This is a genomic window from uncultured Caulobacter sp., assembly GCF_947036865.1.
Lineage (GTDB): Bacteria > Pseudomonadota > Alphaproteobacteria > Caulobacterales > Caulobacteraceae > Caulobacter.
On record NZ_CAMQSF010000043.1, the window covers coordinates 1 to 26,923 of the forward strand.

The following is a 26,923-nucleotide window of genomic DNA, read 5'->3' on the forward strand; positions in this document are numbered from 1 at the left end:
CAACCCTCCACTAAATCCGCAGCCCGGCTGTCCCAAAACTTCTGACGACGGACAGACTTGAGCAAGTAAGGTCTTGGCCAAGAGGAGGATGTGCATGCCCAACACGACGGCGGTCGCCGAAACACTTCGCTACCGGGTCACTGGAATGGACTGCTCGAGCTGCGCCGAGAAGATCCAGTCGGCGGTGTCAAAACTTCCTGGCGTGGAAACGGCGCGCGTATCGATCGCTTCGTCGATGATGACCCTGCAAGTCGACGGGGTGGAGCGACGCGCGTCCGAGATCGAGGCGACCGTGAACGGGCTCGGCTACCAACTGGATCGCGAAGAGGCCGTCGCGGACGACGACCAACGCCAAAGCGCCAAAGCGGTCAGTCATGTCACCCCCTCTTACCGACGGGCCCTTTGGGGCGTCGTCCTGATCAATGTTGGCTACGGGCTGGTGGAGATCATCGCCGGGTTTATCGCACGGTCTCAGGCGCTGAAGGCCGATGCCCTGGACTTCGTTGGCGACGGTCTGATCAGCTTCTTGGGCCTGCTGGCGATTGGATGGTCCCTCGCGTGGCGAGCCAAGTCCGCCCTGATCCAGGGTTACTTTCTGGCGTTGCTTGGTCTGGGCGTGCTCCTGAATACAGGCTACCGCGTCCTGGTCTTGAACCAGCCTGAAGCCGAACTCATGGGCCTCTTTGGGGCCGTGGCGCTGGTAGCGAACGTCGCCGCTGCGTTGATCCTGATCCCGCATCGGAAGGGCGACGCCAACGTCCGCGCGGTCTGGCTCTTCTCGCGCAACGACGCCTTGGGCAACCTCGCGGTTGTTGTCGCCGCGGGCTTGGTTTTCTGGACCAAGGCGGCTTGGCCGGACCTTGTGGTGGCGGTCGTCATCGGCGGGCTCTTCCTGCAGTCGGCCTGGTCGATTATCCGCGATGCGCGCGCCGATCTGCGCGAGGCGCAGACGCCTCAGCCGGTCTAGCCGCTCATGAGCCGGCAGCCGCCACATCTGCTGCACCGCCCGTCAGCCCAAGTAATGTCGGACCTGCAACGTGCGGTCGCGCTTGTGAATGGGGGGCAATGGCGCCAAGCGCAAATTCATGCCCAGCGGGTCCTCGCCGTCACGCCAAAGGATTCCTCGGCGCTGAACGTCCTTGGAACCGTGGCCATGAACACTGGTCCGGTCGATGATGCGCTGGTGTGGTTCGAGCGGGCGGCTGCCGGTCAACCTCGAAACCCGTTCATCCAGTTCAATCTCGGAGAGGCGCACAGGCGCCTACACGCCTATCCGACAGCGGCGAAATTCTTCCAGCGCGCCGCGGTGTTGAAGCCGGACTTTGCAGAAGCCCACGCTGCCGCAGGCGACGCCTTCAGGATCATGCGACAGGGGGTTCATGCCGAGCGCAGCTACCAAGCCGCCCTGCGTCTATCGCCAACCCTGCCTGGCGCGCTCAGCGGGTATGGGCTCCTGGCGTTGCAAAACGGTGATCCGAGCTTGGCCGCGTCCCGCTTCGAGACAGGCTGTGTCAACGCGCCCGTCGGCCATCCCATGCGGCCCGTCCTCCTCGCCAATCTCGGCGTTGCGCTGCTGCAGATTGGCCAAGGGCTGCAAGCCTTCGACGTGCTGGCTCAGGCCGTCGACATCGCGCCTGGGGACGACGAGCACTGGCGGCGGCTTGCAGGCGCCCTTCGCCATACTCGAGTGGCGCCCGCGACCCCTGCCTTCCGTGATGTTCTATGCCGCCTTTTCGAACGAACGGACGTGAACCCACGGAATTTGGCGACCGCGGCCTTAGCGGTCATCCGTCAAGATGCGGAGATCGACGATCTCCTCAATGCGGTCGCTGCTGAACCGCGAGCGCTGACACGCACGCTTGAGGAAAAAAGTGATGCCGCCTCCCGCTTCGTCCAGGATCCGCTGTTTCGAAGCCTCCTTGCATCTGCGCCAATTCCGAACGCGGCAGTGGAGCTTCTGCTCGTTCAGCTGCGAGCTGATCTATTGGCCATCGCCAACGACGAGCCTGCAAGCCTGGAAGAGGAGCTTGGCCTCATTGTCGCGATCGCGCGACAGGCGTTTCTCAACGAATACGTCTATTTCGCTAGCGCCGAAGAGCAGAGTCGCGTTGATTCTCTGATCGCCCAGCTTGAACACGAAGACCCCGAATTCGGGGCGGGGGCGGCCGCGAGGATCGCCCTGGTGGCGGCGTATCGCCCGCTTGCCTCCACCCCGCTCTCGTCGCGACTTCAGGCCGTTGATCTCCCGGCGTTGGCCGATCTCCTCCGAGAACAACTGACCGAACCTGCCGAGGAGGCGCGCCTTCGCTCAACCCTGCCCCTGCTGAAGCCCATGGTCGACAGCATCTCGATCGCCGTGCAGCAGCAATACGAAGAGAACCCATATCCGCGCTGGACGCGCTGCGGTCTGGGTGCGCCGTTGCCGTTCCGGGAGGCTGTTCAGGCCGCATTGCCTGAGCTCGCAACGCGGGAAATTCCCGAGACCGACGCACCCCAAGTGCTCGTCGCTGGGTGCGGCACGGGACTGGAAACACTGCGCGTGACGAGCACCTACCGTAACGCTTCGATCCTAGCGGTTGACTTAAGCGGCGCCAGCCTTGGCTACGCCATGCGCAAGAGCCGAGAATACGGGATCGAGGTTGAACACCTTCAAGCCGACATTCTTGACCTCACCGCCCTAAGCCAGCGGTTTGATCTGATCGACAGCTTTGGCGTCATTCACCATATGGCCGAGCCGGTGCGAGGTCTGAAGGTGCTCTCAGGGCTGTTGAAACCGCAGGGCCTTATTTTCCTTGGGCTCTACAGCGAGATCGGCCGGCGCGCCGTTGTCGAGGCGCGACGCCACATCGCCCATGGACAGTACGCGAACTCGGCGGAGGGGATTCGCGCTCTACGGCGTGAACTGATGCTGGCGGGCGCGCCCGCCCAGCTGCAGAGCGTGGTGAGCCCGGCCTCGGATTTCTGGACGTTATCTGATTGCCGAGACCTACTCTTTCATGTGGAAGAGCATCGTTTCACGTTGCCCCAGATTGGCGAGCTTCTGGATTCAGCGGGCCTGGAGTTTCTCGGCGTGCAGTTCGGGCATCAGGCAGATCGAACCCGCTACCGCGCCGAAAATCGATCATCCGACTCGATGCGCGACCTCCGGCGCCTTCATCTCCACGAGATGAAGCATCCCGAAATCTTCGGCGATACCTATCGTCTATGGGCGCGGCGCACCAAGGCGCCCAAATGACGGAGGAGATGGCGCCGCCTCAGATCGATCTGGTGACTGAACAGGGACGAGTTCGCAGACAGGCCGCCTTCGCTTTTGCCGTATGCGTCCCGGTCCTCACACTGGCGTGTCTCGGCCTGCCCCGGCTCTTCGAATTCCCGACGTCTCTGGCCGAACGCATCGCCTTTGGCCTGCGGGCCAATCTGGTGGTCGGCTTTTGGGTGCTGCTGGCCGTGCAGAGGGTGGCGCACGTGCGGTTTGTATCGGCCGCCGACAACGCCGGGTCCGCCTTCAGCCGGCCAAGCGCGCGCTTGGCCATTCCCGCCGCGTTCCTTCGAAACACCCTTGAGCAGGCCTTCGTGACTAGCGTTGGCCTCTTGGCGCTCGCGACGGCCAAGGGCGAAGCCGCCCTGGCTTACATCGTGGGAGCGGTCGTCCTCTTCAGCGTCGGAAGGAGCACGTTCCTCCGCGGCTATCCGCGCGGCGCGGGCGCGCGGGCCTTTGGAATCGCCGTCACCGCGTTGCCCACCCTAGGCGCCTACTGCTGGGCGATCTTCGACACCTGCGCGAACCTGCTACGCTGATCCTGGTGCGAGGCGCCGTAGAACAGCGTTGCCGGGCAGCGCGACTTGCTCGAGCCTTAATAGTAGCGTCGCAGCACCAGCGTGCGTGTAGATCCATCCGACAGCGAGAGCACGGCCTTGCCTCCCGCCGGCCCGTAGCGCCATTGAGCCAAACCGCTCGATGCGTAACGCGGGCCGATTGGCACGCCATCCACGGCGACAACGATCTCGCCCTCGCGCCACCCGGCCAAGGCGGCCGGCCCACCCTGGGCGACATGGACGACGCGCAGATGACCAGACTCCACAGCGAGGCCCAGGCCAGACAAATCCCGCCTAAACGGCGTCGCCAATCGACGTGCCTCGGGTTTCAGCCAAAGGGCTTGGCCCGCGACATCCAGAGCAAATAGAAATCGCTCGAAAACGGGAAGGCCCAGCTTGGCGACGACAAGGGTGGGGTCGGTCTTCGCCAACACCTCGCAGGGAACATCGTTGATCAGGCTGCGTCCGACCCGGAGCGTCGCTACCGAAATAGTGCGGCTGATGGACAGCCCGTCGATCCCCCCCGTCGCCGCCGATGAAATTCTCCGGCCACGCATCAAGGTTTGCGCCTCCGCCAAGGCAGGCGTGACGGTGAGAGGATTGGAACTGCCCAGGTCAATCGCCGCGGCGACCGGGTCGTGTCCCTCCAGGACGATCGGGAGAGAGAGCTGCCCGCGCAAGCTCTTGGTGACCGCAAAGCGTTCCGCGCCCGGCCATGGCCGGAAGGCGTCGCGGGGGAGGAATGCGAGGCGGCGGGCTGTAAAATCGATCGCGAGAATGGCGTCTCTAAGCGCGTCGATCCCAAGGATAACATTGGGCGAGCCACCATCGGCTCCAAAAATTGGCGCGAAATCGGTGACCAAATATCGCTCGACGGCGAAATGCGTCCCGCCAAGATCGAGACTGAGGTCGCTACCCGCGCCCAGCGTGACCGACCCGACATCGCCGCGAACGCTGCGGGCGCCCGTTGAAGCCAAGCCCAGCCGCTTGGCAAGCGCGGCATCGACGACGGTCATAGCCGAGCCTGTATCGATCAAAATCCTGAGGCGCTCGCCCTGTACAGTCCCGCCGACCATCACGGCATCGGGATCCGGAAGGAGGGTCGACCAGAGCGTTTTGGGGTTCCGGGCGACCGTCGCGCTCGTCGCCTTCTTCGCGACCGCTAACGTTGCGCCCGTCGCGAACGCCATTGATCCCATTCTGGCCAATAACGCTCGGCGGGTCTCCTCTGAGCAATGCATTTACGGGACTCACGGACGATGTTGAGGGCCTGCGGAACATCGCCTCAATCGGGGTCAATCACCAAGAGCGACGTCCGCCTTCATAGCGCCGAGTGCGTGTTCGCGGCCAAACTTGGCGTGCGCCGGTCACGGCCGCCACTCGATCTCGGGCTTGTCGGAGAGCTGTCCAACTGGACCGCGCCACGCTCCATGCCGCCGATCTTGGTCATCTCCGTAACTAAAATCTGGCCCCATTCCCGGTGCGCTAAGCCGCGATCAGTCGATCGGAGATAATTTCCGCTTGCTCCTCCAGTGGCTATAGGATGCATGAAGCTTCATCGTGGCGGCCTTCGCGGCTCCGCGCTTCCCGTCCTGTCGCCCGTACCGTTTCCAGCCTGCCGATCGCCACGCCACCGGAGTGATAATGACTACTGTTCTTAACGCCGTGGGGCGGGCCATCTCTGGGCTGATGATCGTGATCCTGGTCCTGGCGGGTGGCGCGGGCGTCGCGACGGCCCAGGAGGCCAGCTCGTCCCAGACCGCATGGCGACTGCTCGACTACCTGTCGGTCGACTACGCCGGGGCGGTGAAGGACGGCAAGGTCATCAGCCCGTCCGAATATGCCGAGATGAACGAATTCGCCGGCCAGGTGCGCGAGCGCATCGCCGGCCTGCCGGCCACCAAGGCCCAGCCGGATTTGCTGGCCAAGGCCGAGAGCCTTCAGGCCACGATCGCCGCCAAGCAGGAGCCCACCGTGGTCTCGGCGAAGGCCCATGCCCTGGCCAACGACCTTCTGGCCGCCTATCCGACGCCGCTGGCGCCCAAGCGCGCGCCGGACCTGGCGCGCGGCGCGGCCCTCTATGCCGAGAACTGCGCGGCCTGCCACGGCGAGACGGGCAAGGCCGACGGTCCGAACGCCGTCGGCCTGGACCCGCCGCCGATCGCCTTCGCCGACGCCGAGCGCGCCCGCCAGCGCAGCGTCTTTGGCCTCTACCAGGTCATCCAGCAGGGCCTCGACGGTACCGCCATGGCCAGCTACGCCCACCTGCCGTCTGACGACCGCTGGGACCTGGCCTTCTATGTCGGGCGCTTCGCTTTCAGCGACGCCGAAGCTGCCGCGGGCGAGAAGATCTGGAACGAGGACGCCGCCGTCCGCGCCCGCTTCCCCGACCTGCAAACCCTGACCCAGACCACGCCCGCCGCCCTCGCAACAGCCGTGGGGGAGACCAAGGCCCGGGCCCTGACCGCCTATCTGCGCCGCCATCCCGAAGTCGTCACCCGCTCGGGCGGCGGCTCGCTCGACGTCGCCCGACAGAAGCTGGCGGCCAGCCTCAAGGCCTACGAGGCTGGCGACCGAAAGGCCGCCGCCGATCTCGCCCTGGCCGCCTATCTCGACGGCTTCGAGCCGGTCGAGCCGTCACTAGGCGCGCGCGATCCGGCCTTGATGCGGCGGATCGAGGGCGCGATGGGCGATGTGCGCGGCGCGATCGGCAAGGCCGCGCCGGCCAGTGAGGTCCGCGCCCAGATCGCGCGCCTGGACGCCCTGTTCGCCGCCGCCGGCCGGGCCCTGGCCCCGGAGAAGGCCAGCGGTCTGTCGAGCTTCGCCGGCGCCTTCACCATCCTGCTGCGCGAGGGCCTGGAAGCCCTGCTGATCGTGGTCGCCATGATCGCCTTCCTGCGCAAGGCCGAACGCACCGACGTCCTGCCTTACGTCCACGGCGGCTGGATCGCGGCCCTGGCGGCTGGTGGCCTGACCTGGGCGGTCGCGACCTTCTTCATCTCGATCGGCGGCGCCAGTCGCGAAATGACCGAGGGTTTCGGTTCGGTGATCGCCGCCGCGGTTTTGATCTCCGTCGGCCTTTGGATGCACGGCAAGGCCCAGGCCGACGCCTGGCAGGTCTATATCCGCGAGAAGCTGTCGCACGCGCTTTCCAAGCAATCGGCCTGGTTCCTGTTCCTGCTGGCCTTCGTGGTCGTCTATCGCGAGGTCTTCGAGACCATCCTCTTCCTGACGGCGCTCTGGACCCAGGGCGGGGCCGGCGCGGTGCTGGCTGGCGTCGGCTGCGCCGTCGTCGTGCTGGCCGCCATCGCCTGGGCGATGCTGCGTTTCTCCAAGCGCCTGCCGATCGGGAAGTTCTTCGAGTACAGCGCGATCCTGATGGCTATCTTGGCGGTCGTCCTGGCCGGCAAGGGTGTGGCCGGTCTGCAGGAGGCGGGTCTGCTCGACCTGCATCCGCTGGCCTTGCCGCGCGTCGAGCTGCTGGGCTTCTTCCCGACGATCGAGGGCGTCGCCGCTCAGGCGATGACCATCGCCATTCTCGTTGTCGGATTTTTCTGGAACCGGTCGGGCGGCCGCAAGGATGCGGCGGCCTAGGCCCGACCCGCGGTCACCCGCAACAGCCGCCGCCCTGCTGAATCGGCGGACAGGCCACGTCGCCATAGGAGCAATAGACGCAGCAATCGCCTGGCTTGGGCTTGAGCACGGCGCCGCATCCCAGGCAGTCGTAGAAGTACTGGCAGGCGTCGGTCGGCATGGTCTCGGTCGCGCGGTGTCCGCACTCGGGACAGGTCAAGGTGGACGTTGGTTCGATCCGCATGGTGTTCATCCGCGTGCGTTCCGGATTAGGGCCAAAGCCCAAGGCTCGATGATCGGTCGCCAAATCAAAGCAAGACCGAGGAGGAGCGTGGCTGCTCCAAGCAGACTCACTTGGAGTTTCGACGGCGCGGCGCATGACCCGTCGGTTCGGCACGTGCGCGCCCGCCGCCAAGTCATGACCCAGCCGGCGCCGATGGCGGCGATCGCAAGGATCGTGATCCAGCTGCGTTGACCCGCTACCCAGCCAAGCCCGCCAAGGCCCAGTCCGGCCAGAGCCAGGGACATCGGCAGGATGCAACAGGCGGCCCAGGCGAAAACCGCGCCCGCCGCCGTGGCCAGGGCCGCCCATGTCAGGGCCGTTTCGGCGGGGCGTTCATCCCTTCCGCCGGGCCGCGCTCCTGGGCCGTTTCGCACCGTCATCCTGTCACCTCCTGGTCCGACACCGACGAGCATGCCATCTGTAGTCACTACAGACTCAAGCCCTAATCCAAGGCGGACATGACTGATCACGCTCTCCAGATCGGCGAACTTTCTCGCCGCACCGGCTGCAACATCGAGACGATCCGCTACTACGAACGGATCGGGTTGATCTCCGCGCCGCCGCGACGCGGACGGTATCGGAGCTATGGCGCGCAGGACGTAGGCCGGCTGAGCTTTGTGCGCAGGGCAAGGGAGTTGGGCTTCAAACTCGACGAGGTCCGCGCTTTGCTGAATCTGGCCGCTGGCGGGCAGTCCGCCTGCGCCGAGGTTCGTGACTTGGCCGCGGCCCATCTTGGCGATGTGCGCTCGCGGATCGTCGACCTTCAGCGAATGGAGCAGGTATTGGCCGCGTCCGTGAGGGCCTGCGACGAGGGGCAAGATCCGGGGTGTCCGCTCATTCTGACGCTAAGCGCACCGGCCGGCTGAGGCGGGACCGGACCGTCGGCCAATCCTGGTCTCCCCGGTCTACCGGACAAGCGCGAACCTTGGTCCGCGCCCGTCCGGTGGGGCCTATTGCCGACGGATCGCCGTCACTTCGCCAGAACCATCATGAAGCTTCAGGTCGAAGGCGACCTGGTCGCCGACGGCGACGCCTTCCAACAGGCCCGGGGCGATCTTGAAACCCATGGTCATGGCCGGCCAACCGGCTTCCGGGATCGCCTCGTGGTCGAGCGTGATCGTGCCGGCGGTCTTGTCGATCGCCTTCACGACGCCGACGCCCTTGGCCATCTTGTCGGCCGGCGCCATGTCCATGCCGGCCATGTCGTTGCCCGCCGCCGGGGCTGAGGCGGCTGGGGCCGCCGGCGCTTCAGTCTTGCGATCACACGCGGCCAGGCCGGTCATCGCCACCAGGGCGGCGAGGGTCAGGGACAGGGTCTTCATCAGCGTATCTCCTTAGGCTGAGGTGGAAGCGGAAACGGCGGTTCGGGCTTGCCGGCGACGCAGCAGCAGGTATCCGGCCGGGATCACGAACATCGACAGCAGGGGCGCTGTGAGCATGCCGCCGATCATCGGGGCGGCGATGCGGCTCATGACCTCCGAGCCCGCGCCGTGGCCCCAGAGGATCGGCGCCAGGCCTGCCAGGATCACCGCCACGGTCATGGCCTTGGGCCGCACCCGCAGCAGGGCGCCTTCGCGCACCGCAGACTCGACCTGGTCGGGCGCCGGGTTCGGGCCCAGGGCGTCCATGGCGTGCTTGAGATAGATCAGCATCACCACCCCGAACTCGGCCGAGACCCCGGCCAGGGCGATGAAGCCGACGCCAGTGGCCACCGACTGGTGGAACCCCGCCAGGTAGAGCGTCCAGATCCCGCCGGTCAGGGCGAACGGCAGGGTGGCCATGATCAGCCCCGCTTCGTCGAAGCGGCGGAAGATCACGTAGAGCAGGACGAAGATGATCAGCAGGGTGGCCGGCACGACGATCTTCAGCCGGTCGGCGGCGCGCTGCAGATATTCGAACTGGCCCGAATAGGAGAGGCTGACGCCCGGCGAGAGCTTGACCCTCTCGCCCACGGCCTGGCGCAAATCGCCGACCACCGAGGCCAGGTCCCGGCCCCGCACGTCGACATAGACCCAGGTCGTCGGCCGGCCGTTCTCGCTCTTCAACATCGGCGGGCCATCGGCGATCTCAACATTGGCGACGGTTCCCAAGGTGATCTGAGCGCCGCCTGGCGTGAGCACCGGAAGGGCGCGCAGTCCCTCCAGGCTATCGCGCAGCTCGCGGGGATAGCGGACGCTGATCGGATAGCGGGCCAGGCCCTCGACCGTCTGGCCGATGGTCTCGCCGCCGATCGCGCCCGAGACGATCGACTGGATATCGTCGATGTTGAGCCCGAACCGCGCGGCGGCGGCGCGGTCGATGCGGACGTCGACATAGCGCCCGCCGGTCAGGCGCTCGGCCAGGGCCGAGCTGACGCCGGGCACGTCCTTGGCCACCACCTCGACCTCGCGGGCGATGCGGTCGAGGTCGGCGAGGTTGCCCCCCGACACCTTGACCCCGATCGGGCTCTTGATGCCGGTGGCCAGCATGTCGATGCGGTTGCGGATCGGCGGGACCCAGACATTGGTCAGGCCGGGTACGCGAACGCGCTGGTCGAGTTCGGCCACCAGCTTGTCGGGCGTCATGCCGGGCCGCCACTGGTCGCGCGGCTTGAAGCGGATCGTCGTCTCGAACATCTCCAGCGGGGCCGGATCGGTGGCGCTTTCGGCCCGGCCGGCCTTGCCGAACACGCTCTCGACTTCCGGCACCGTCTTAATCATCCGGTCGGTCTGCTGGAGCAGTTGGCCGGCCTTGGCCGCCGACAGGCCTGGCAGGGCCGAGGGCATGTAGAGCAGGTCGCCTTCATCCATGCTGGGCATGAACTCGCCGCCCAGATGGGCCAGCGGCCAGGCCGTGGTCGCGAAAGCGAGCAGGGCGACGACCAGGGTGGTCCTGGGGCGGCGCATCACCCGGTCCAGCAGCGGCCGATAGGCCGCCGTCAGCACGCGGTTGATCGGGTTGGCCGCCTCGTCGGGGATGCGCCCGCGGATCAGATAGCCCATCAGCACCGGGATCAGGGTCACCGACAGGATCGCCGCCGCCGCCATGGCGTAGGTCTTGGTGAAGGCCAGGGGGCGGAAGAGCCGGCCTTCCTGCGCCTGCAGGGTGAAGACCGGGATGAACGATAGAGTGATGATCAGGAGGCTGAAGAACAGCGCCGGCCCGACCTCGGCGGCGGCCTCCGTGATCACCGACCAGCGGGTCTTGCCGTTTAGGGTCTCGCCGGGATGATCGTGCGCCCAGCGCTCGAGCTTTTTGTGGGCGTTCTCGATCATCACCACGGCCGCATCGACCATGGCCCCGATGGCGATAGCGATGCCGCCCAGCGACATAATGTTGGCGTCCACGCCCTGGCTCTTCATCACCAGGAAAGCGGCCAGGACGCCCAGCGGCAGCGAGATGATCGCCACCAGGGCCGAGCGCAGATGGCCCAGGAAGAGGGCGCAGACCAGGGCCACGACCAGGAACTCCTCGACGAGCTTGCCGGTCAGGTTGTGAACGGCGCGGTCGATCAGGCCCGAGCGGTCGTAGGTGCTCACCACCTCGACGCCAGGCGGCAGGCTCTTCTTCAGCTCGGACAGCTTGGCTTTCACCGCCGCGATGGTGGTGCGGGCGTTCTCGCCCGAGCGCAGGATCACCACGCCGCCGGCCACCTCGCCCTGGCCGTTGAGCTCGGCGATGCCACGCCGCATTTCCGGTCCGACCTGGACAGTGGCGACATCGCCCAGGCGCACCGGGACGCCGCCGGCCGCCGTCCTCAGCGGCACGGCCTGGAAGTCCTCGATCGTCTTCAGATAGCCGGTGGCGCGGACCATGTATTCGGCCTCGCCCAGTTCCAGAACCGAGCCGCCGGCCTCGGCGTTGGCGCCCTTCAGGGCGGCGACCACCTGCTGGTGGGTGACCCCGTAGCTGGCCAGCTTCTGGGGATCGAGCACGACCTGGTACTGGCGGACCATGCCGCCGATCGCCGAGACCTCGGCCACGCCCGGCAGGGTCTTCAGCTCATAGCGCAGGAACCAGTCCTGCAAGGAGCGTAGCTGGCTGAGGTCGTGGCCGCCGGTCTTGTCGACCAAGGCGTATTCGTAAACCCAGCCGACCCCGGTGGCGTCGGGACCCAGGGCCGGACGGGCGCTTTCCGGGAGGCGTGACTGCACCTGGTTGAGGTACTCCAGGACCCGCGAGCGAGCCCAGTAGAGGTCGGTCCTGTCGTCGAAGATCACGTAGACGAAGCTGTCGCCGAAGAACGAGTAACCGCGCACGGTCTTGGCCCCCGGCACCGAGAGCATGGTGGTGGCCAGCGGATAGGCGACCTGGTTCTCGACCAACTGCGGGGCCTGGCCCGGATAGCTGGTGCGGATGATCACCTGGGTGTCGGAGAGGTCGGGCAAGGCGTCGATCGAGGTCGAGCGTACGGAGAGGCCGCCGGCCACGATCAGCGCCAGGGCGCCCAGCAGCACGAAGAAACGGTTGGCGACCGACCAGCGGATCAGGGCGGCGATCATGCGCCACCGCCGATCTTGGCGATGCGCCGGATCGTCGGGCCCGCTGCGGGCTGGTCGAAGCCGAAGCTGACCTGGTCACCGACCTTGAGCCCCTTCAGCAGCATCGGATCGGCGTGGAAGGTCATGGTCATCGGCGGCCACCCGATCGCCGGCACCGGCCCATGCGAAAGGGTCACCCCGTCTCCTGTGATCTGTTCGATCCGGCCGGTGGTCTCGAGGAGCGCGGGCTTGGCGGGCTTCATCGGCGGCGACGCCGGCGATTTGGCCATGGACATGCTGTCCGTGGGCACGGGCGGCCCGGACGCCGGCAGCGGGCGAACTTGCAGACCGGCGAGGCTGGCTTCGGAGTCGACGAGGAACTGGCCCGAAGCGACAATTCGGTGTCCCGCCGACAATCCGGACAGGATCTCCGTCTGGCCGCCGGCTTCGCGGCCGGTCCGCACCTCGACGGCCTGGAAACGGCCGCCGTCCACCGCCAGCATCACCACGGCGCGCGTGCCGGTGCGGATGACCGCCTCGGACGGCGCCAGCAGGGCCGGACGGCCGGTCGTGTCGAAAGAGACGGTGGCGAACATGCCGGGCTTGAGGCGACCGTCGCGGTTGGGAAGTTCGATCCGCGCCTGCAGCGTGCGGCTGTCGCCCTGGGCCTGAGGCAGCACGGCCTGGATGGTCCCACGAAGGGTCTCACCCGGATAGGCGGCCAGACTGACGCCGACGCCCTGGCCCGGCCGCAGCCGGCCGGCCTGGGCTTCGGGAACGGCGGCCGTCACCCAGACCTTCGAGAGGCCGTTGATCTCGGCCAGGGTCTGGCCCATCGCCACGGTCATGCCCGATCGCACGTCGAGCTTGGAGACCACCCCGCCCAGCGGCGCGGTGATTGTGATCGTGGTGCGCGGGCGGCCGTCGCGGTCGAGGCCGGCGATCACGCCGTCGGGCATGCCCAGCAAGCGAAGGCGCTGCCGCGCGGCGGCGGTCAGGGCTGCATCGCCGGTTCTCTTGACCGCCAGGTATTCGGCTTGGGCGCCGCCCCATTCGGGAACCAGCAGGTCGGCCAGCGGGGCGCCGGCGGCGATCACGTCGCCGGGCGCGCGGCCATAGACCCGCTGGACGAAGCCGCCGCTGCGCGCCTGGACGATGGCGACATCGCGCTGGTTGAAGTCGACCAGCCCGGTGGCGGTCAGGCCGCCGCTCAGAACGCCTTGCTGCACGGTGGCCAGGCGCATGCCGAGGCTTTGCGCGGACGACGGATCGATCCGGACGCCGGTCGCGGGTCCCGTCGCCTCGGCTTCGCCGGCGTATTTCGGGACGAGCTGCATGTCCATGAACGGCGACTTGCCGGGCTTGTCGAAGTGCTGGGCCGGGACCATCGGGTCGTACCAGTAGAGCACCTTGCGGTCGTTCGAGGCGGCGGGCGACTTGGCCGGCGCGGCGGTGAGGCGAGCCAGGCCGTAGCCGCCCGCCCCGGCCAGGACGATCAGCGCCGCCCCGGCGCCGAGCAGGACCTTCATCGAATAGGGCCGGGTCATTGGGCGTCGCTTCCGTAGGTCAGGGTGAGGCGAGCCGCGTCGAGCGTGACGGCGGCCTCGCGGTCGAGAGCGGTGAGCTGGGCGTTGGCCAAGCCGGCGAAGGCGGTTAGGACATCGGGCAGGCTGGCCGTGCCGGACCCGTAGGCGGCCGTCTCCAGGTCGGCCTTCTGCTTGGCCAGCGGCAGGAGGGTGTCGCGGGCGCGCAGCCATTGCTCGTGGTGCATGACGTGGTCGGCGAGGTCGGCGTCCAGTTGGGCCGTGAGCGCGCGCTCGGCATCCTGGCGCTGGGCTTCGGCGCGGCCGGCGCTGGCGGCGCGCGCGGCGATCATCGGGTCCTGGCGGCTCTTGCCCCACAGCGGCAGGCTAACACTGACCCCGGCCGAGACCATGTCGCCGAACATCGGATCGCGGCGCTGGTAGGCCACGTCCCAGCTCCAGTCGGGACGCTTGTCGGCCCTGGCCAGGGCGATGTCGGCCTGGGCCTGACGGGCGGCGGCGTCCTTGGCCAGCAGGGCGGGATTGCGGTCGAGCGCCGCGCGAAGCTCGCCGGGCGCGACGCCAGGGTCGGGCGCCGGTCCGACGGCCTGCGGATCGGCCTCGCCCGTCCAGCGGGTCAGGACAGCTCGGGCGCGCGCCAGGGCCGAGGCCGCCTCGCTGCGGCGGTCTTCCAGCGCCGCGCGCATCTGGGCCGCCTCCAGCGCCTGGGCCGGCCTTGAACGGCCGGAGGTCACGCCGGCGGGAGACGCGCCCCACAGGGGGGTCAGCTGGGCGATGACCGCGTCGAGAGCGTCGAGCTTACGCTGCGCATAATAGAGATCGATCCAGGCCAGGGCCGTGGCGATCCGAACCTGGCGGGCCTCGACCGCGCCATCGGCCGTCGCCGCGACGATATCGGCCTCGGCCCGGCCGATCCGCGCCTGGCGCTTGGCGGCGCTGGGCATGTCCTGGCTAAAGCCGATGCGGCCCATGGTCATCTCGTCGGCGCCGAACCGGCCGGCCGGCGGACCCGAGACCGGGAAGTTGTCGAGGCCGAGGGCCAGCTTGGGGTCGGGCAGGGCGCCGGCGGCCTTGGCCGAGGCCTTGGCCGCGTCGACTTGCAAGGCGGCGGCGCGCAAGGCCGGAGCCTTGGCGGCGGCCGCGTCGAGGGCCTGGGCGTAGGTGAGCGGCGCGGCATGGGCGGCGCTCGCCAGACCAAGTCCCGCCAGGAGAGGAAAAAGGCGCATGGATACGACCTTGAAAATTCATGAGCGGCAGCGCGCCGCGAAGGCGCCCCGGCGAGCTGTTTGCAGCCACCTCGCCGGGGCCGGATGCGAAGGGCGGAGGAAGGGGATCAGCCCCCGACCCTCACGCCCGAGCTAGCGCGGCGGGTTCGCCGCCGGCATGGCCGAGGCGACGCGGGCTTTGCCCTGTGAGCAATCGACCGGCATGTCGCAGATCCAGTCGGACCGCCGGAAGACGTCCTTGGGATTGACCGAGGCCGGGCGGGCCTGGAGGTGGCCGCAATCGGTGCGGGCGGCCGCCGAGGCGGTTGCGGCGGACAGCAGGCTGGCGGCGATGGCCAGCGCGAGAAGACGCGAAGACATGAAGTCATCCTTGAAGATCAGAAGCCGGCCCGCGTAGGCGCGGGCGACCACGCTCGGCCCGTGGGGGCCGGCGCGACGAACGATGGCGGACAGGCCTTGGGCCGGTCCGTTAGGCCAGGGTTCGAGGGGGCGGATCTTCGGGGATGAGGACGCGCGTGCGCCCGCTGGTGTTGGACCAGCTGGACTCGGCGCGATAGCTGACCACGACGGGCGTCAGGGTGGCCTGGGCAGGCGCGGCGATGGACAGAGCGCAGGTCACCGCGCAAGCCTTGGCGCAGTCCTTGGCCGACATGGCCTTGCCATGGTCGCAGCAAGGATCGGCCGAGGCCGTCTCGTCACCCGGCGCGGACATCGAGGCCATCGCCATCGCGCTCATGCCCGCCATGTCACAGTCGGCCCGCGCGGCGCTGACCGCCATCGGGCTTAGGGTGAGGGCCAAGGCGGCCAGGAAGGCGAGCGCGTGTCGCAGCATGCGATCAAGATAGTCCAACAGCACGGCTTCGTCAGTACGGATGATCCCGCAGCCGCGCCGAAAGCGGCGCTTTACCGAGATCGCTGTCGGGGTGTTACGCGGCTCGCGCGCCGTTCCCTCGAATTATCTGCGCCCGCTGCGAAATGTTTTCCGGGACGGAACAGCGGCCCGCCGCGCCAGTTGTGGCCAGATCGGCCACCTGCATCCGAGCCCGCCATGTCCGATCATCATCAGGCCCATGATCATGCCCATGCGCCGTACCGGCGACTGGCGCTGATGAGCGTGCTGTCGTTCGTGGCGATGTACATCCTGATGTACGCCATGGTCGACAAGGCCTCGAGCATCCACGCCAATCTCAACCAAGCTTACATGGCGGCCTTGATGTCCGCGCCCATGGTCGCGCTCGAACTCCTGCTTATGGGGATGATGTACCCCAACAAGGCGCTCAACCGCGCGCTCTTGGCCGCGAGCCTGATCGTGGGCCTGGTCAGCTTCGCGGCCATTCGCCAGCAGTGGCTGATCGGGGATCGCGCATTCCTGCGCTCGATGATCCCGCATCACTCGGGCGCGATCCTGATGTGCGGCAAGGCGCCGGTGCGCGACCCGGAGATTCGCAAACTCTGCGGGACGATCATCGAAGGCCAGCAGCGCGAGATCGACCAAATGGACGCGATGCTGGCTCGCGGCCGCTGACCCCCGGCTCATCACGGCCTGTGGACCGAGCAGGCCACCTTGCGCATAGATGACGCCGGGCCCGTGGGGCGCTGGCGCGATGCCCCGTGAGGGCTTTTCCCCGGCGGCGCGTAAGGCGTGATGAACAGGTCAGGGGATCGACCATGAGCGACAAGCTCGACCAACTTTTGGCGGCGATGCGCGAGCAGCCGTCCGCCAGCCTGCCGGGCCTTGAGGGCCAGGTCTTCGCCAGGATCGCCGCCTGGCGCGAGCGCCGCCAAGTTTCCAGCGCGCTCGTGCCGCTGCGCGCCGCTTCGGTCGTGGCCGCCTTGGGGCTGGGCATGGTCGGCGGCAGTCTGGCGGCCAACGCCGCGGCCCGCACGCCGCCAGAAATTTCGGCCTTCTCGGTCGACGCGCATCTGGCCCCCTCCACGCTACTGGGCGGACATTGACCATGCCGCGCATCTCCCGGGGCGCGTTTATCACCGTCATCCTGGCGCTGCTGGCGGGGCTTGCCGGCGGGTGGGTCGGATCGGGGCGAGCCCTGCCAGGGCGTCACGCCCAGTCCCTGCATGAGATGGTGCACCACGAACTTCAGCTGACCGCGGCCCAGGACCGGCAGCTAGAGAGCTTGGAACAGGACTTCGCGGTCCGCCGGCGGGCCCGCGAAGCCGAACTGCGCGCCGCGAACGCCCAGCTGGCGGCGGCGATCCAGGCGCGCCACGAATACGGACCCGAGGTCGAGGCGGCCGTGGAACGCTTCCACGCCGCCATGGGCGCGTTGCAGCTGGAAACGGTCCAGCATGTCCTGGCGATGCGCAAGGTGCTCACGCCCGAGCAGGCCGCCAAGTTCGATCGCCGCGTCAGCGAAGCGCTCACGACCGAGCAGCCGTGACCTCCGGCGCTGGCGACGCCGAGGACGCCGCGCTCGCCCAGCGGGCGGCGCAGGGCGACGAGCGCGCGTTCGGCCAGCTGATGCGCCGCCACAAGGGGCCGCTGCATGCGTTCGCCCGCCGTCATGTCGGCGACCCGGAGGCGGCCGCGGAGGTGGTGCAGGAAAGCTTCGTGGCCGCCTGGAAGGCGCTCTGCCGCTACGATGCGGCGCGTCCGTTTGGCGCATGGATGCGCGCCATCGTGCTCAACAAGTGCCGTGATCGGGGCCGCCGCCTTCTCGTGCGGCGGATGATCCTCGGCGAGCGGTCGATCGATGCGCCCGGCGCGCCCGACTATGCCGATCCCGAACCGGGCCCCGAGGCGACGAGGGTGCGCGCCGAGGAGATCGCCCGCCTGGAGGCGGCCATCGCCCGATTGCCCGATCAGCTCAAGGAACCGCTGATCCTGACCTATCTGGAAGGCTACTCCCAGCAGGAAGCGGCTGATCTGCTGAACGTCAGCGTCAAGACGGTGGAGACGCGCGCCTATCGCGCCCGCAAGCGGCTGGCCGACTGGCTCGAGCGTCCCCGAACTTTTTGACGCCCTTCGTGAGGGGGACGAACGCGGGCCGCGTAGCACCCGGTGAGATCGCGTTGCGGCTATCCGTCGGCGCGCCATCGCCAAAGGGCTGTCATGCGTCGATCCGGCACGGAGCTAAAGCGCCGTCACTTCCTGCAATCGCTCGCCGTCCTGGGAGGCGGCGCCACCCTGGCCGGATTGCTGCCGGGCTGGGCCAGCGCCCAGGAGGGTGATCCATCGCGATCGCCTCCGGCTTTGACGGGCCCGGACATCAAGCTGACCATCGGCCACACGCCGGTGACGATCGACGGCGTCGCCGGCCACGCCGTGACGATCAACGGAACCGTGCCGGGGCCGCTGATCCGCCTGAAGGAAGGCGAGCACGTCCGCCTGTCGGTGACCAACGGCCTTGATGAGGAGACCTCGATCCACTGGCACGGGCTGCTGGTCCCGTTCCAGATGGACGGCGTGCCCGGCGTCAGCTTCCCGGGCATCAAGCCAGGCGAGACCTTCACCTACGAGTTCCAGGTCCGCCAGTCGGGGACCTACTGGTACCACAGCCATTCTGGCCTGCAGGAGCAGATGGGCCACTACGGCCCGATCATCATCGACCCGGCCGGCGAGGACCCTATCGCCTACGACCGCGAGCACGTGGTGGTGCTATCGGATTTCAGCCGCCTGCACCCCCACCAGATCTTCAAGAAGCTGAAGCAGCAGAGCGGCGTCTTCAACTATCAGCGCCAGACGATCAGCGGCCTGCTGGCGGGCAAGGACCAGACCCTGGCCGAGCGGCTCGACTGGGCCAAGATGCTGATGGATCCGACCGACATTTCCGACGTCACCGGCGCGGCCTACACCTTCCTGGTCAACGGCCATGGCCCCAAGGACAACTGGACGGCCCTGTTCGCGCCCGGCGAGCGGGTGCGCCTGCGGTTCATCAACGCCGCGGCCCAGTCGGTCTTCAATGTCCGCATCCCGGGCCTGCGCCTGACCGTTGTCGCCGCCGATGGCCAGGCGGTGCGCCCTGTGGAGGTCGACGAGTTCCAGATCGGCAACGCCGAGACCTACGACGTCATCGTTCGGCCGACCGAGGACCAGGCCTTCACCATCGTTTCGGAGTCCGTCGACCGTTCGGGCCTGGGCCGCGCCACCTTGGCCCCGCGTCCAGGCATGAGCGCCGAGGTTCCTGCCGTGCGCGAGCGGCCGCTGACCACCATGCGCGACATGGGCATGAACATGGGCGCCATGGACCATGGAGCGATGGACATGGGCGGGATGGACCATGCCGCCATGGGCCACGGGGCGGCGCCCGTTAAGCCGGCGCCAGGCATGGGACCGCCGCGCGTGCGGGGCGGCGACGTGATGGGCAAGATGGACATGGGCGGCATGGACATGTCCATGCGCAATCCCGACAACGCCCCGCAGATCAAGCTTGGGCCGGGCGTCCAGACTATCGCCCCGATGCCGATGGACCGGACCGGAGAGCCCGGCCAGGGCCTCGAAAGCGTCGGCCACCGCGTGCTCGTCTACCGCGACCTGGTGGCCCTGGAACCCAATGCCGACACGCGGGCGCCCGAGCGCGGGCTGGAGATTCGCCTGACCGGCAACATGGAACGGTTCATGTGGGGGTTCGACGGTCGAAAATATAGCGATCGGCCGCCGCCCTACGCCTTCCGGAGCGGTGAGCGCGTGCGCGTCACCCTGGTCAACGACACCATGATGGCCCACCCCATCCACCTGCACGGCCACTTCTTCGAGCTGACCTTCGGGCCGGCGGCACACCTGCCGCGCAAGCACACCGTGATCGTCCTGCCAGGCGGGAAGGTGAGCTTCGACTTCACCGCCGAGACCGGCGACTGGGCGTTCCACTGCCACATGCTCTACCACATGCACGCGGGGATGTTTCAGGTCTTCAGCGTGCGCGAACCTGCGGAGGCCGCCCGATGAAGGCCTCCCTGATCGCGCTGCTGCCAGCGCTCTGGGCCGCGCCAGCCCTGGCGCAGCATGCTGGACATGCACCGGCGCCGTCCGTTCCACAGACCGCTCCCAAGCCCGCCACGCCGACCGATCCGCACGCGGGCCACGACATGAGCGCCATGCCGAACATGGCCATGCCAGCCACCCAGGCCGCGCCCGCGGCCAGCGTTCCCCATGCCGGCCACGACATGAGTTCGATGTCGGCCGCGGCGGGCGCCGACGGCGCGCAGTCGCAGGCCGAGGGTGCGCCACCCTTGCCCGACCACGAGACCGCTGCGCCCGCGCCGCCCACCGATCACCTGGCTGACAAGGTCTATGATCCGGCGGCCATGGACCGCGCTCGCGCCGTGCTGCGCAGCGAGCATGGCGGGGCGCAGGCCTCCCAGGTGATGGCCAATCTCCTGGAGTATCGCGCCCGATCCGGCGGCGATGGCTACCACTGGGACGGCGAGGCCTGGTTCGGCGGCGACCTCAATCGCCTGGTGCTGAAGTCCGAGGGCGAGGGCGACCGACACGGCGTCGAGGACGCCGAGATCCAGGCGCTCTACTCGCGGGCCGTGGGCCTCTACACCGATCTCCAGGTCGGAGTGCGCCAGGACCTTGAGCCCAAGTCGCGCACCTACGCCACGGTTGGCTTCGAAACCCTGCTGCCGTACTGGATCGAAGCGGGCGGCGCGCTCTTCGTTTCGACCAAGGGCGACGTCCTGGGGCGCGTCGAGGGCTCGATCGACTGGCGCCTCACCCAGCGGCTGATCCTGCAGCCGCGCGCCGAACTTAACTTCGCCGCCCAGGACATTCCTGACACCGCCACCGGTTCGGGCCTGTCCGATGGAGAGCTGGGTCTGCGCCTGCGCTACGAGATCCGCCGCGAGTTCGCGCCCTATGTCGGCGTGAGCTGGGGGCGGCGCTTTGGCCAGAGCGCCGACTACTCTCGCGCGCGCGGCCAGGACGTCTCCGACACCAGCTTCGTCGTCGGCCTGCGGGCCTGGTTCTAGACGGCGATCCCGCAATCCCCTTTCACGGAGCTTGACCATGAAGACCGTTTTCGCCGCCGCTGGGCTTGCGGCTCTCGCCCTGGCCGCCCAGCCGGCCGGGGCCCAGATGGCCGGCATGGACGACCACGCTGGACATGCGGGCCATGGCGCCACGAGCGCCGCGGTCGCGCCGGTGGGAGCTGTCGGCGTCGTGCGCGCCATCGACGCAAAGGCCGGCAAGCTGACCCTGGCCCATGAAGCGATCCCGGCCCTGAAGTGGCCGCCGATGACCATGGCCTTCAAGGTCGCCGATCCGGCGCTGCTGAACGGGCTCACCGTGGGCAAGAAGGTCCGCTTCAAGCTGCAGGGCCAGACCATTGTCGGCCTGACGGTGCTCTAGCGCCGGACCCGGGCCGGCTCGGCCGGCCCGCCAATACATCTCGGGGGGAGGCCATGTATCCATCGGACATCCGTCCGCTCACGTCGCTGCGGATCTGCGCGGCGCTGTGGGTGCTCGTCTATCACTTCAGAAATCACCTCGACCTCGGCCTGGATCGTTTCGGGCTGGCCTTCAAAGGCTATCTGGGGGTCGATCTCTTCTTCATCCTGTCGGGCTTCATCCTCAGCCACGTCTACACCCGGGCCTGGGCTGAGCGACGCTTCCACTATGGCTCGTTCCTGTGGGCGCGGCTGGCCAGGGTCTACCCCGTCCATCTTGTGACCCTCGGCGCGACGATCGCCATCTGGCTCGTGGCGCTGCGGCTCGGCGTCGGCTTCGAACCCCAGGCCTTCGACCCGCGCATGCTGCCCCAGCACCTGCTGTTGGTGCATGCCTGGGGCACGACCCCCACCGTGCAGTGGAACTTCCCCTCGTGGTCGATTTCGGCCGAGTGGTTCGCCTATCTGTGCTTTCCGGTCGCGGCGATGCTGTCGATGGCCTTGCGTCAGCGGCCCCGGCTGATGGTCCTGGGCGCGCTGTTGCTATTTGCCGTCATGTTCCTGATCGCCCAGGCCCGCGGCGTGCTCTTCACCGACATGAGCGCCCAGATTGGCGCCCTGCGGATCATTCCCGCCTTCCTGATGGGCGCGGCGCTGCATCGGCTCGGCTCCAGCGTCACCGTGCCTTCGCGCGCGGCCGTGCTCGGGGCCCTGGCCGCCACGGCCTGGGTCGCGACCGCCGCCAGCTTGCGACTCAACGACCTCTACATCTGGCCGGCCCTGGCGCTGCTGATCTTCTGCCTGGCCGAGACCTCCAAGACGAGCGGCGGCGGCGTCATGGCCGCGCCGATCCTCGTCCATCTCGGCGAAGTCTCCTACGGCGTCTACATGGTCCACCTGCCGGTCGACATCGTCTACTTCCACGGCCTTGGCCGCATCGCGCCGAACCTCTCCGGCGTGCCCGCCGCGCTCGCCTGGGGCGGGGCGTTCGTGGCCTGCCTGCTGGCCGCGATGATGGTCTATCACGGAGTCGAGCGGCCGGCGCGCAACTGGCTCCGGGCTCACGATCCCTTCGCGCGGCGCCCAATCCCGGAGCCGCCTCGGGAACCTGTCCTCTAAATTAGGTTCGGCAAGCGGAGCCCGGTGGCGGACTATTGGGCGCTGATCGGCGCCAGCCGCCCCAACCAGGCGACCAGCAGCGCAAGCGTCAGCGCCGCGCCGAACTCCAGGAGCAGGCTGCGGCGCAGATGGGCGAGCGCCGCATTCGCCTGGCCCGGATCATCAAGGCCGGCGCGCAGGGCCGGCGTCAGGCGAAAGCGATTGGCGGCCGCCACGAGGGCCATGGCGACGAACACCGCCAGCTTGAGGACCAGCAGCTGGCCATAGAGGCTTGTCGCCAGGGCCGGCCAGCCGGAGGGGCCGACCAGGAACCAGCTGTTGACCAGCCCGCTGGCGACCAGCGTCGCGACCACGGCGGAACCGACGCCGGAAAAACCAGCCAGGGCGCTATGGAAGTCGCGCAACCTGTCCTCGCCAAGCGGGCGTTGGACGGCCAGGCCGGCGAAGAACGCCAAGGCCCCGATCCAGACCGCCGCGGCCAGAAGGTGGAGGATGTCAGCGCTGAGATGGATGACGCCATCTCGGCCCTCGCTGGCCGCGCCATGGCCCATCCAGGCCATGCTGGCCGTGGCGATCGCACCGAGCGCCGACGCCAACAGCCAGGTCGAACGACCGGGGCGCAGACCCAGCAAAAGGACGACCGAGAGCATGGCGGCCAGCGCGCGCGCGAGCGACGATGCGCCCATGGCCATCTCGGTGAGGACCGAGACGAGCGTCGCGGGATCGACCGCCGCCGAGAAGGATCCGGCGACGTTTGCGGTCTGTAGGAACAGGCCCACCAGGCTGGTCACGGCGAGCAGAGCGCCCGCGCCGGTCAGCAGCCGTCGCGGCCAGCCGAGCGCCGCGGCGCTCGACAGCCCATGGGCCGGCAGGGCGTATACGGAAAACAGCGTCCCGCCCATCAGCACGAAGCTCGCCGCGTACTGCGCCCAGCGCAGCAGGACGATCGCGGTCTCCATCGCCTATTTCACTGTGAAGGCGAGGGTTCCGTCCATGCGGTGGCCGTCATCAGCCGCGGCGGCGTGCCAGGTGAGCTTGTAGGCCCCCGCCATCAGCCGGCCGGTCGGCACGCCGGTGATCGTCTTGCGGTCGGCGGAAACGGTGGTCTTCACCGGGGCCTTCATGCCGTCGGCCATGGCCAGCTCGAAGGTCGAAAAGGCCGGGGCAAGCTTTTCATTGAAGGTCAGGCGGATCGCCTTGGGCGCGGCCACGCTCGCGTTGGCGGCGGGATCGGACGAGACCAGCTTGGCATGAGCGCTGGCCTGGCCGGCGGTCAGAACAGCGGCCGAGAGGACGGCGGTGAGGAAGAACGCACGGAGAGCCATGGGAGGGTCCTGTTGAGAGGCGATTGCCTTTTAGTCTACGCAGCGGCGACGCCGATCCCTCACCGTGTCGGACGCAGGTTCGCGGCTATAGCCGCACAGCCCTCAGGCGTAGGGCGTTGCCGACGACGCTCACCGACGAGAGCGCCATGGCGCCCGCCGCGATCGCCGGCGACAGCAGCCAGCCGAACACCGGATAGAGCGCGCCGGCGGCAATGGGGACGCCGGCGACATTGTAGACGAAGGCGAAGAACAGGTTCTGGCGAATGTTGCCCATTACCGCGCGCGACAGCCGCCGCGCCTTGACCAGGCCTTCCAGGTCACCGTGCAGCAGCGTGACGCCGGCGCTCTCGATGGCCACGTCCGAGCCCGCGCCCATGGCGACGCCGACCTCGGCAGCGGCCAGGGCCGGCGCATCGTTGACCCCATCCCCGGCCATCGCGACCTTGCGGCCCTCGGCCCGCAGGCGATTGACCACGGCGGCCTTCTCGTCAGGCAGGACGTCGGCTTCGACCTCGTCGATCCCCAGGCGCCGGGCCACGGCCTGCGCCGTCGTGCGGTTGTCGCCCGTCAGCATCACCACCCGCACGCCATCCGCCTTGAGCGCCTCGACGGCCGACTGGGTGGTCGGCTTGACCGGGTCGGCGATGGCCAGAACGGCCGCCACCGCGCCGTCCACGGCCAGGAAGATCGCCGTGGCCCCATCCTGGCGCAGGGCGTCGGCTTCCGTCGCCAACGGGCCGGGCGCGATCGCCTGCTCCTCCAGGAACCGCGCCGACCCGATCACGAGCGCGCGGCCATCGACCTTGCCCACCACGCCCTTGCCGACCGGCGAGTCGAAGCCCTCCGGGTGGAAAAGGGGGATTTCGCGCGTGGCAGCGGCCCGAACGATGGCGTCGGCGAGCGGATGCTCGCTGGCCCGCTCCAGGCTGGCGGCCAACCGAAGGATCTCGGTCTCGGTGAATCCCGGCGAGGGGCGCACCGCCGTCACGCCCGGTCGGCCTTCGGTCAGGGTGCCGGTCTTGTCGACGACCAGCGTGTCGATCTTCTCGAAGCGCTCCAGCGCTTCGGCGTTCTTGATCAGCACGCCTGCCGAGGCGCCGCGGCCGACGCCGACCATGATCGAGATCGGCGTCGCCAGGCCCAGGGCGCAGGGACAGGCGATGATCAGCACCGACACCGCCGCGACAAGGCCAAAGGCCATGCTCGGCGGCGGGCCGAAAACGGCCCAGGCGCCAAAGGCGATCAGCGCCACCAGCATGACCGCCGGCACGAACCAGCCCGAAACCTGATCGGCCATGCGCTGGATCGGCGCGCGGCTGCGCTGGGCCTCCGCGACCATGGCGACGATCTGCGAGAGCAGGGTGTCGGCGCCGACCTTGTCGGCGATCATCATGAAGGAGCCTGTCTTATTCAGCGCGCCGCCAATCACCTTATCGCCGGGTTTCTTGTGGACCGGCATCGACTCGCCGGTCACCAGGGACTCATCGACCGAGGCTTCGCCCATCAGCACCCGGCCGTCGACCGGCACCTTCTCCCCCGGACGGACCCGCAGATGGAACCCGACCTGGATGTCCTCGACCGGGATTTCGAAGTCTTCGCCGTCGAAGATGCGCCGCGCGGTTTTAGGCGACAGGTCGAGCAGCGCCTTGATGGCGCCGGAAGTACTCTCACGAGCGCGAAGTTCAAGAACCTGGCCGAGCAGCACCAGCACGGTAATCACCGCGGCGGCCTCGAAATAGACGGGCGTGGAGCCATCCGGGCGCCGGAAGGCGGCCGGGAAGATGTGCGGCGCCAGGGTGGCGACGACGCTATAGGCCCAGGCCACGCCGATGCCCATGGCGATCAGGGTGAACATGTTGAGCTGGCGCGTGACGATCGACCGCGCACCGCGCTCGAAGAACGGCCAGCCGCATCCCAGGACAACGGGCGTTGCGAGCAGCAACTGAACCCAGCTTGAGACCTGCGGCTCCAAGTGCAGCGCCATCAGCCCCACGTGCCCGCCCATCTCCAGCGCGAACACCGGCAACGCTAGAACAAGGCCGATCCAGAAGCGGATCGTCATGTCCTTGAGCTCGGGATTGGGCCCGGTATCGGCCGTGGCGGTCACGGGTTCGAGCGCCATGCCACAGATTGGGCAGCTTCCCGGACCAGGGCGGCGGATCTCCGGGTGCATCGGGCAGGTGTAGATCGCTTCCGGCGCGGCCTCGGACGATGCGGCCTTCGGCTTGGTGGCGTCTCGCAGGTAGCGCTCGGGCTCGGCGTCGAACTTGTTGGCGCAGCGGGCTGAGCAGAAGTGGAAATTCTGGCCCGCGTGCAGGCGATGCTCCGGGGCGGTAGCCGGATCCACGCTCATGCCGCAGACGGGATCGCGATGCTCGCCGGCCGGGCCGCCAGGGTCAGCATGATGACCTTGGTGCGAGTTCGAACCGCTCATTCGCCTACCCTTCGCGCGCTACGACACGCTAGGCACTACGCATCCCAAAACGCCTTCCCTCATTGCGACTTATCAAGCCCGGACTGAGACGCGCCCATCAGTGATGGCCGCTGTCGAACTGAGCCAGAGCTAACCAACGGCCGCCAGCGCAAAGCTAGTCAATAGGCCCAACCGACGCATCATTTCCGATAATCTTTGTTAGACGCCGTACGTAAGCCACTGTTTTATCAGCTTAATTTCGGCTAAGATAAATTAGACGCATGGATCATCTAGCCCCATACGACCGATTTTGTCGGGGGTATGCTGCACGCTCGACGCGAGCTTCAATGGAGGAATGCTTGCTCACCCTGCATCGAGTCGATCCGAGTGTGAACATGCAAAGGTTCTATACCTTGTCGCTAGAGAATTCCCTGTTTGGCGACGTCCTGCTAGCGCGACAGTGGGGTCGCATCGGCACATATGGCCGAGTGCGATATGACTGGTTCGACAACGCGGCCGACGCAGAAAGAGAACTCGCGCGCATCGCGGCCGTTAAAGCACGCCGTGGGTATGTCGGTTTGGATCCCAGCCTTGGCGTGTAGCGCCTTTTTGGGCACTTGCCAGCTCTAAGCTCCGATCGGTGGTACTCGGTAATATTTCGCCATGAACTGACGCTGGCGTGCCTCCAAGAACGCGATGTTCGGTGGAAGCCCGCCGAAGCTGTTAGGCTGGTACACTAGAGGTCGATCTGCTCGGACAGCTTCCCATCTGTGGACGCCCCCTTTAGCGCAAGACGGATTTCGAAGCTCTGACGCTTGA

General features: G+C 67.9%; 25 protein-coding genes. 14 read left to right on the forward strand and 11 right to left on the reverse strand.

Annotated features, from left to right (window positions below; genetic code table 11):
• Positions 1-94 precede the first annotated feature (94 nt).
• From Q0V34_RS17290 to Q0V34_RS17300, 3 genes are read left to right on the forward strand one after another with little or no spacing between them, the layout of a single operon-like run.
• Positions 95-967, forward strand: a complete 873-nt coding sequence (locus Q0V34_RS17290; RefSeq protein ID WP_206679138.1) for a cation transporter — start codon at positions 95-97, stop codon at positions 965-967.
• A 54-nt stretch (positions 968-1,021) separates the two neighbouring features.
• A complete protein-coding gene (locus Q0V34_RS17295) occupies positions 1,022-3,235 on the forward strand; it encodes a methyltransferase domain-containing protein (RefSeq protein ID WP_297514418.1) in 2,214 nt (737 codons plus the stop codon).
• The gene (locus Q0V34_RS17300) at positions 3,232-3,798 is read left to right on the forward strand and encodes a hypothetical protein (protein WP_099504452.1); all 567 of its coding nucleotides are present in this window, start codon (positions 3,232-3,234) and stop codon (positions 3,796-3,798) included. The genes Q0V34_RS17295 and Q0V34_RS17300 overlap by 4 nt, the downstream gene beginning before the upstream one ends.
• A gap of 56 nt (positions 3,799-3,854) precedes the next feature.
• On the opposite strand, the gene Q0V34_RS17305 is transcribed toward Q0V34_RS17300, so the two are convergent.
• Positions 3,855-5,006: an aspartyl protease family protein gene (locus Q0V34_RS17305; RefSeq protein ID WP_168193568.1), complete on the reverse strand. Its 1,152-nt coding sequence runs from the start codon at positions 5,004-5,006 to the stop codon at positions 3,855-3,857.
• A 454-nt stretch (positions 5,007-5,460) separates the two neighbouring features.
• Here Q0V34_RS17305 and Q0V34_RS17310 point away from each other — a divergent pair, with 454 nt between their 5' ends.
• Entirely contained in the window at positions 5,461-7,410 is a 1,950-nt protein-coding gene (locus tag Q0V34_RS17310) for a cytochrome c/FTR1 family iron permease (RefSeq protein ID WP_297514421.1), read from the forward strand.
• Positions 7,411-7,423: 13 nt separating this feature from the next.
• On the opposite strand, the gene Q0V34_RS17315 is transcribed toward Q0V34_RS17310, so the two are convergent.
• A complete protein-coding gene (locus Q0V34_RS17315) occupies positions 7,424-7,642 on the reverse strand; it encodes a GDCCVxC domain-containing (seleno)protein (RefSeq protein ID WP_172274931.1) in 219 nt (72 codons plus the stop codon).
• 488 nt (positions 7,643-8,130) lie between these two features.
• Between Q0V34_RS17315 and Q0V34_RS17320 the strand changes: the two genes are divergently transcribed.
• Positions 8,131-8,538, forward strand: coding sequence for a helix-turn-helix domain-containing protein (locus Q0V34_RS17320; RefSeq protein WP_099504387.1), 408 nt, complete (start codon positions 8,131-8,133; stop codon positions 8,536-8,538).
• Between the two features lie 84 nt (positions 8,539-8,622).
• On the opposite strand, the gene Q0V34_RS17325 is transcribed toward Q0V34_RS17320, so the two are convergent.
• From Q0V34_RS17325 to Q0V34_RS17350, 6 genes are all read right to left on the reverse strand, one after another.
• Positions 8,623-8,994 carry a copper-binding protein gene (locus Q0V34_RS17325; RefSeq protein WP_099504385.1) on the reverse strand — a complete coding sequence of 124 codons (372 nt, stop codon included), beginning with the start codon at positions 8,992-8,994 and terminating at the stop codon, positions 8,623-8,625.
• Positions 8,995-9,006: 12 nt separating this feature from the next.
• Entirely contained in the window at positions 9,007-12,153 is a 3,147-nt protein-coding gene (locus Q0V34_RS17330; protein WP_297514424.1) for an efflux RND transporter permease subunit, read from the reverse strand.
• The gene (locus tag Q0V34_RS17335) at positions 12,150-13,679 is read right to left on the reverse strand and encodes an efflux RND transporter periplasmic adaptor subunit (protein WP_297514426.1); all 1,530 of its coding nucleotides are present in this window, start codon (positions 13,677-13,679) and stop codon (positions 12,150-12,152) included. The genes Q0V34_RS17330 and Q0V34_RS17335 overlap by 4 nt, the downstream gene beginning before the upstream one ends.
• Positions 13,676-14,902 (reverse strand): TolC family protein, encoded by a 1,227-nt coding sequence (locus Q0V34_RS17340; RefSeq protein ID WP_297514436.1) that lies wholly within the window; start codon positions 14,900-14,902, stop codon positions 13,676-13,678. Before Q0V34_RS17340 ends, Q0V34_RS17335 begins: the two co-directional genes overlap by 4 nt.
• Before the next feature lie 132 nt (positions 14,903-15,034).
• Positions 15,035-15,262, reverse strand: coding sequence for a hypothetical protein (locus tag Q0V34_RS17345; RefSeq protein ID WP_297514439.1), 228 nt, complete (start codon positions 15,260-15,262; stop codon positions 15,035-15,037).
• A 109-nt stretch (positions 15,263-15,371) separates the two neighbouring features.
• Positions 15,372-15,752: a hypothetical protein gene (locus Q0V34_RS17350; RefSeq protein ID WP_297514441.1), complete on the reverse strand. Its 381-nt coding sequence runs from the start codon at positions 15,750-15,752 to the stop codon at positions 15,372-15,374.
• 198 nt (positions 15,753-15,950) lie between these two features.
• On the opposite strand from Q0V34_RS17350, the gene Q0V34_RS17355 reads away from it, so the two are divergent.
• The 8 genes from Q0V34_RS17355 (at position 15,951) to Q0V34_RS17390 (ending at position 22,366) form a co-directional block, all read left to right on the forward strand.
• Positions 15,951-16,427 (forward strand): DUF305 domain-containing protein, encoded by a 477-nt coding sequence (locus Q0V34_RS17355; RefSeq protein WP_297514444.1) that lies wholly within the window; start codon positions 15,951-15,953, stop codon positions 16,425-16,427.
• Positions 16,428-16,570: 143 nt separating this feature from the next.
• Positions 16,571-16,858 (forward strand): hypothetical protein, encoded by a 288-nt coding sequence (locus Q0V34_RS17360; protein WP_297514447.1) that lies wholly within the window; start codon positions 16,571-16,573, stop codon positions 16,856-16,858.
• Positions 16,859-16,860: 2 nt separating this feature from the next.
• On the forward strand, positions 16,861-17,301 hold the full coding sequence (locus Q0V34_RS17365; protein WP_297514450.1) for a periplasmic heavy metal sensor: 441 nt from the start codon (positions 16,861-16,863) through the stop codon (positions 17,299-17,301).
• Positions 17,298-17,879: an RNA polymerase sigma factor gene (locus tag Q0V34_RS17370; protein ID WP_297514454.1), complete on the forward strand. Its 582-nt coding sequence runs from the start codon at positions 17,298-17,300 to the stop codon at positions 17,877-17,879. Before Q0V34_RS17365 ends, Q0V34_RS17370 begins: the two co-directional genes overlap by 4 nt.
• A 93-nt stretch (positions 17,880-17,972) precedes the next feature.
• Positions 17,973-19,805: a copper resistance system multicopper oxidase gene (locus tag Q0V34_RS17375; RefSeq protein WP_297514457.1), complete on the forward strand. Its 1,833-nt coding sequence runs from the start codon at positions 17,973-17,975 to the stop codon at positions 19,803-19,805.
• Positions 19,802-20,830, forward strand: coding sequence for a copper resistance protein B (locus tag Q0V34_RS17380; protein ID WP_297514460.1), 1,029 nt, complete (start codon positions 19,802-19,804; stop codon positions 20,828-20,830). Before Q0V34_RS17375 ends, Q0V34_RS17380 begins: the two co-directional genes overlap by 4 nt.
• A gap of 37 nt (positions 20,831-20,867) precedes the next feature.
• A complete protein-coding gene (locus Q0V34_RS17385) occupies positions 20,868-21,209 on the forward strand; it encodes a copper-binding protein (RefSeq protein WP_297514463.1) in 342 nt (113 codons plus the stop codon).
• A 53-nt stretch (positions 21,210-21,262) separates the two neighbouring features.
• Positions 21,263-22,366, forward strand: a complete 1,104-nt coding sequence (locus Q0V34_RS17390; protein ID WP_297514466.1) for an acyltransferase — start codon at positions 21,263-21,265, stop codon at positions 22,364-22,366.
• Between the two features lie 32 nt (positions 22,367-22,398).
• Here Q0V34_RS17390 and copD read toward each other — a convergent pair whose 3' ends face one another.
• The 3 genes from copD to Q0V34_RS17405 all read right to left on the reverse strand — a co-directional run bounded on the left by copD (position 22,399) and on the right by Q0V34_RS17405 (position 26,125).
• On the reverse strand, positions 22,399-23,325 hold the full coding sequence (gene copD / locus Q0V34_RS17395) for a copper homeostasis membrane protein CopD (RefSeq protein ID WP_297514469.1): 927 nt from the start codon (positions 23,323-23,325) through the stop codon (positions 22,399-22,401).
• Positions 23,326-23,328: 3 nt separating this feature from the next.
• The gene (gene copC / locus Q0V34_RS17400; RefSeq protein WP_297514471.1) at positions 23,329-23,691 is read right to left on the reverse strand and encodes a copper homeostasis periplasmic binding protein CopC; all 363 of its coding nucleotides are present in this window, start codon (positions 23,689-23,691) and stop codon (positions 23,329-23,331) included.
• Between the two features lie 85 nt (positions 23,692-23,776).
• On the reverse strand, positions 23,777-26,125 hold the full coding sequence (locus Q0V34_RS17405; protein ID WP_297514474.1) for a heavy metal translocating P-type ATPase: 2,349 nt from the start codon (positions 26,123-26,125) through the stop codon (positions 23,777-23,779).
• A 326-nt stretch (positions 26,126-26,451) separates the two neighbouring features.
• Between Q0V34_RS17405 and Q0V34_RS20815 the strand changes: the two genes are divergently transcribed.
• Positions 26,452-26,706 carry a WGR domain-containing protein gene (locus Q0V34_RS20815; RefSeq protein ID WP_367272087.1) on the forward strand — a complete coding sequence of 85 codons (255 nt, stop codon included), beginning with the start codon at positions 26,452-26,454 and terminating at the stop codon, positions 26,704-26,706.
• Positions 26,707-26,923: the final 217 nt, after the last annotated feature.